The sequence below is a fragment of the Candidatus Zixiibacteriota bacterium genome (assembly GCA_022865345.1).
Taxonomy (GTDB): Bacteria; Zixibacteria; MSB-5A5; order MSB-5A5; family RBG-16-43-9; genus RBG-16-43-9.
In genome coordinates, this window is record JALHSU010000174.1 from 1 (window position 1) to 6,086 (window position 6,086).

The 6,086-nt window shown below is 40.9% G+C and carries 4 protein-coding genes; 3 read left to right on the forward strand and 1 reads right to left on the reverse strand.

What is annotated here, in order from left to right:
* From MUP17_08535 to MUP17_08545, 3 genes are all read left to right on the forward strand, one after another.
* A partial coding sequence (locus MUP17_08535; protein MCJ7459023.1) for a T9SS type A sorting domain-containing protein occupies positions 1–669 on the forward strand: 669 nt, incomplete at its 5' end.
* A 300-nt stretch (positions 670–969) separates the two neighbouring features.
* The gene (locus MUP17_08540; GenBank protein ID MCJ7459024.1) at positions 970–1,800 is read left to right on the forward strand and encodes a T9SS type A sorting domain-containing protein; all 831 of its coding nucleotides are present in this window, start codon (positions 970–972) and stop codon (positions 1,798–1,800) included.
* A gap of 289 nt (positions 1,801–2,089) precedes the next feature.
* On the forward strand, positions 2,090–4,264 hold the full coding sequence (locus MUP17_08545; protein MCJ7459025.1) for a beta-galactosidase: 2,175 nt from the start codon (positions 2,090–2,092) through the stop codon (positions 4,262–4,264).
* Between the two features lie 137 nt (positions 4,265–4,401).
* Here MUP17_08545 and MUP17_08550 read toward each other — a convergent pair whose 3' ends face one another.
* A complete protein-coding gene (locus MUP17_08550) occupies positions 4,402–5,745 on the reverse strand; it encodes a trypsin-like peptidase domain-containing protein (protein ID MCJ7459026.1) in 1,344 nt (447 codons plus the stop codon).
* Positions 5,746–6,086: the final 341 nt, after the last annotated feature.

Below are 6,086 nucleotides of genomic sequence, written 5' to 3' on the forward strand. Positions count from 1 at the left end.
CACGTGGGTTCATTTGTCATTCCTCTGGTTTACCCGGATACAAACAGTACTTTAGATGTCAGGTGCGATTCGATAGTTTTTGCGGGTACAAGAAGTGCCTCCGCCACCCTTGTGAGCGATGCCGCTTCCATAGAGAATTCTAAACACAGATTGGTAGTATATGCAGTTTGGTTTGTAGGAGATCTTGCACCGGGCAGTGGCTCTGTGGCAAAGATCTATTTTAGCACCGGTACCACCTGGGATTCTACCTTATCAGTTGCAGTCGATAGTCAGTTTTACCCGCCTACCAGTGAGCTAGTTTTTGTAGATCCAACTGGGATCATTACGTTTATACCAGTTTTCCATAAAGGTGCTTTAGACGTAAAGGAGGTAAACACTCCGACCAAGCCAACGGTTTTTAGTCTGGCTCAGAACTATCCGAATCCTTTTAACCCCAAGACCATGATCAGATTTGCCCTTCCCAGGGATTCCTGGGTTAAGCTGGAAGTCTACAACATCTTAGGGCAGAAGGTGAAAACCCTGGTTGATGAGAAATTGGCAGCAGGGGTAAAAGAGGTTGAGTGGGACGGAAGAGACGGCAAGGGTTTAGAGGTAGCCAGCGGGATCTATTTTTATAGAATTAAAGCGGATGATTTCTCAGATGTTAAGAAAATGGTTATGTTGAAATAACCATTACTTAAACCCGTCATTTTAGAAAGCAAGCCTTATCCGATTTATCGGATGGGGCTTTTTTTATGGGATACTGGAAGCTCAAATTTGGAAGATTACAGTAATTATTCCTCTGTTTCTGATATATTAGGGGGTCATCCGAGAGAGACATCATCGGCTAGCCAATTCTTTATTGACAAGATAGACATCTATTTTTAGATTATAATCAAACGGGAAATTCTCACGATCAAGAAAAGATAAGAAAAAGAAACTAAAACCATAAGATTTTTTAGGTAGTTGATCAAGATGAAAAGGAATTGGTTGAAATTGATCTTTTGGTTTGGCATCGTCTCTCTTTCAACCTTCAATTTTGTACTTGCTCAGGTGGACCCTGGAATCAGGGATACTTGCCAACTTTCGCGCATTGAAACTGTACCACCTAATTCTCAAGTGGTCATGGATGTTTATGCATTTAACGATGAGTACCTGGGAGCTTTTATCATCCCGTTAGCCTTCGTAGATTCAAATAGCTATCTGGATATCAGGTGTGATTCTATAAGTTTTGTTGGCACGAGAAGTGCTAATGCCACTTATTATAGTGACACTTTTTGCTGTATAGATAACAGTAAGAACAGATTGGTTGTGTTTGCGTTCTGGTTTCATGGAGGCCTTGAACCTGGCAGTGGTTCTGTGGCTAAAATATATTTTACAACTGGGCCATTCTGGAATTATCCCTCGTATGCATCAGTGGATACAATCTTCTGGCCTCCCAATGTCCACTTAGAGTTCGTTGATACATTAGGTAATGCATTCTCACCGGTCTTTTATAAAGGCTACTTAGAAGTCCAAGACATCAATACCCCGACTAAACCTTCATCTTTCAGTCTTTCTCAGAATTTTCCGAATCCTTTTAACCCAAAGACCATGATCAGATTTGCCCTTCCCAAAGATTCCTGGGTAAAACTGGAGGTCTACAACATTTTAGGGCAGAAAGTGAAAACCCTGGTTGATGAGAAATTGGCAGCAGGGGTAAAAGAGGTTGAGTGGGACGGAAAAGACAGCAAAGGCTTAGAATTTGCCAGCGGGATCTATTTTTATAGAATTAAAGCGGATGATTTCTCAGATGTTAAGAAAATGGTTATGTTGAAATAACTATTGACATAACTTATTGTTTCACAATAAATAAGACCTCATCCAACGAAAAATGGATGGGGTTTTTTATTAGGTTAGAGAATTACTACTTTTCATCAGTTACCAGATAAATTTCCTAACTCGCTTATTAATAATATGTTATCGATACCACAGAAAAGCCACTGAAATTCGGTGATATTTCATAATTTTTATTGACAAAATTGACTTATGTCTATAAACTTAATAGATTTTAAAAAAATCCTTTTCAAAGGAAAAGGAGGGATTATGATAATTCCTAAAAAGGAGACTGATGCTTAGCCTTTTGAAAAATACAGTATTGATTGGTAAAGAGGAATATCGTTTGAATTCTGCGGAAATTCATTATTTCAGAGTGAGTAAGAAATACTGGTCAGTTTGCTTTGAAAGAATTAAAAAGGCAGGATTCAAAATCATCTCAACCCCGATCCCCTGGAACCTGCACGAGATCTCAACTGGGGAATTTGACTTTAACGGGGAAACTGATAGCCGGACGGATTTAGCGGTCTTCCTGGAGCTGGCAAGGGAGTTCGGCTTTAAAGTCATATTAAAGATTGGGCCTTACATAGGAGCAGAATGGGAAAATGGCGGCTACCCTGACTTTGTACTGAAGAATCAAGATCTCTTAGCAAAAGACCCTCAAGGGAATGTAGTGTCTATATCTGAACTGAAGGAATTTCCAAAGATAGCTTTACCTTCTTTTGGTCATCCTTCCTTTAAGAATCATTACAAAAGATATATTAACGCCCTGAATGAAGTATTAAAACATTACATCTATCCAAAGGGACCGGTGATCGTGATCCAGTTAGGAAGAAAGACCAGTTTGAACTTTTTCGCTGATCCCTTTCAGCTTGATTATAACTCCTATATAATCCAATCCCGTTATCCGGCTTTTCTAAAAGAAAAATACAAAGAGATAAAAAAACTTAAATCCGCTTATCAAATTAAATCAAAAAACTATGAAGAGGTTCAACCTCCAAAATATCCGGAAATAAAAAAACCTGCGGAGCTATTAAGATCTCTGGACTGGATTGATTTCAAAAGAGGCTTGATTTCGGATTACCTTCTGAATCTAAAAGAAATAATAACCTCTTCCCAGGTATCTCCCATCTTCTTCACTGATATTTTCTGGGAAGATGGCTTATCCTCGTCTTCAGAATGGCCCTCCCTGCAGAAAGAAAACATTTTTGGAGGGGTGGAGGTAGACTGGTTTAAGGATTATGCTGAATACTCCTGGCACCTCAGATCCTTTGCGGGTTCAGCTTCATTCCCCTGGGCGATCGAATTCAGAAACGGAGCACCTGCCTTGAATCCCCAGGAGAAAAAGAAATATCTTCCGCTCGGCACACAGGAATTGAAATTCATGCTGGTCACCTCATTAGCTTTCGGGATTAAAGGATTTAACCACACGATGTTCGTGGAAAGGAGCCACTGGTATGGCTCTCCATTGGCTGAAGAAGGGACGATTCAGGAAGGGTACGAGCTGATCAAGAACTTTAATCTACTCCAGGAAAAAATAAATTTAAAGACTCTGGAGAATCTGTCGCAGATAAGTCTCTTAAATTATGATCCTTATCTTTATTTGAGCCAGGTGAAAAATCAGACGCTTTTTCCTTATCTGAATTCTCTGGTCTGGAAAACTCACTTCGGTTTAGGGCAGAGTCTCAGAGAACTGAAGTATGATTTCGCAATTTCCAGTCCTGAACAGGCGAAAAAGCTGGAGAAGTGTAGGGTGCTTTTAGTGCCTGTGGCGGAGTTCATGGATTCGAAGGCTCAAGCTTTCCTCCTAGAGGAAGCAAGGAACGGTAAGAGTCTGGTTCTTTATGGTCTTTTGCCCAGATATGACCGGGACCTTAAAAAGTGTGAACTTTTATCTCGTGGTCTTAAGATCAAGACAGCTCAGCTCTCATCAGTGGAGAAAATCCAGACCTCGAAAGAAGAATTCACCTCACAGATCTACGGGTTTATCAGGTCCCATTCTAAGAATTATCAGGTTATAGCACGGGCAGGCAGGAGAATCGTTGGGGTCAGAGGAAAACTTGGAAAAGGGAAGGTTTACCTGTTAACTTTTGACCTTTCCTCTTCAGCCTGTCGCGAGAAGGCGGGATTCCTGGAGAGCATTCTGCAGGAGTCAGGGATTACAAGATTTGTGAATTCCTCAGACCCTGACCTGGAGATGATAATTCAGAAAAATGAGAAAGTGACCCTGCTCTATTTGATCAGCCCAGGGGTGCCTTTCTCCCCGGAGAAGGAGGGATTTAAGAAAAACGTAATCCTGCAGATAGATTGTAGTAAAATAGGGGTCAAGGGTAAAAAGATTGTCCTGACCGAGCTTTTAGACGGTCAGACAATCAAAACTAATTCTGATGAATTAAAAAAGGGGATTTTGGTAGAACTCGGAAAACTGGAGAGCCATATCTATTTAGTTGAAGGAGCTAAAGGGAAGTGATCTCTATTCTTGGCCATTAGTGAAAGCAACCAGCACAAGATAGTTTCTAAGCCCCTCGTGCTCTCCTGGCTTTCATCCAGGATTTACTTGCCTCTTAGTTTGAGTCAATAGACCGATAGAAGAAATTTCTAATCTTGTTATTCTTTTTTTGACCCGGGTTGAATGAGGATAAATCTCTGATTTTTTCCTCTTTTAATGGCAAGCAGAATCTGTTTTTGTCCCTTTACTTTTTCCAGGGATTTTTTGAAATCATCCAGAGTCGAAATCTTCATATCCTCAACTTTTTTGATCACATCTCCTTCTGAAAGCTCTCCCTGGCTGGCCGGACTTCCCACCTCCACAAAAGAAACCAAAACCCCTTCCTTGTCTTCCAGCATATAATCCCGATATATCCCATCAGTTATCTCTTTGACTGTAAAACCTAAGTCGGTCTCATACTCTTCAGGCTTAACCTTAGGTTGAAGCGCTATTTTAGCCCTGAGGTCAAGGAGCTCTTCTTTTCGCTTAATTCTCAAAGAGACGTTTTGCCCGACCGGGCTTTCGCTCACCAGAAGAGAGAACCTGTTTAAATCCTCTTCTTTTTCCGCAGAAACCTTTTCCCCTTGATATTCCAGAATTATGTCTCCAGGTAAAAAACCAGCTTCTTGCGCCGGAGAATTCGGCTCGACATCACTAACCAGTATCCCCTTCAAGCTCTCATCTCCAAAGTATTGGGCAAGCTCTCGGTTTAAAGGTTGAATCGATAACCCGAGCCAGCCTCTTTCGATTATGCCTGAGGATAATAATTTATCTTTGATCTCCAGGGCAGTGTTGATCGGGATGGTAAATCCCTGGCCTCGCCCTAATCCGATTGAGTTTATCCCTATAACTTCCCCTTTCAAATTCACCAGGGGACCCCCGGAGGAACCGGGGTCAACGGCTGCATCAGTCTGGATAAAATCGCTTATCAACCTGGATTCCTCTGGCAGAAAAGGTATCACCCTTCCCTTTCCACTGACTATACCGAAGGAGACTGTACGGTCAAACCCGAAAGGATTCCCCACTGCGATCACCCATTCTCCCACCTCGATTTTATCCGAATTCCCGAATCTGGGAACAGTAAGTTTTTCCTCGGATTTTATTTTTATCAGAGCCAGGTCAGTCTGCTTATCCACCCCTATTATCTCTGCCGGATACTCTAACTTGCTGGGCAGGGTAACCCTTATGGACTGGGCTTTATCCACCACGTGCTCGTTGGTCAGGATATAACCGTTCTGGTCAACCACCAGGCCTGAGGCTAAGGATTTGAATTTAAAGCTGTCAGATTTCTTGATAACCTCTATATGGAGCACCGAGGGCTGGATCCGACTGGAAAGTGAGATAATGACCTTCTGCAGATCGTCAAATAGATTTAAAACTTTTTGATTGTCTGCAGAAATCGCTGAAGAAAATTGGAACAGAACAAGCATCAGGGTAGTAATAAAAATGTAGATTTTTCTCATCTTAGATCGCTCCTTAGTTAGGGAAAATAACATATCTATATAGCAGAATTTAAAATTAAGGTCAAGGAAAAAATAAGATGCAACATTTTTAACTCAGATTCGTATAATTTTTGACCTTTCTTAAAAGAAATAGATAAGTCTCGATGATTTAATAAGATATGATAAGATTAAGATAAAGAGAAGGGTGTATTCAAAGATTATTTTGCTGTAATCGCAATATAATAATGTCCTGTTTTAGCAAAGTAGAAATGTCCTATTTTGAGATTGCCACAATATCTTACTTTAAAGGAGGATATTATGGCAGGAAAGGACATGATCAGGATGAGTCAAGAGGAGATAAG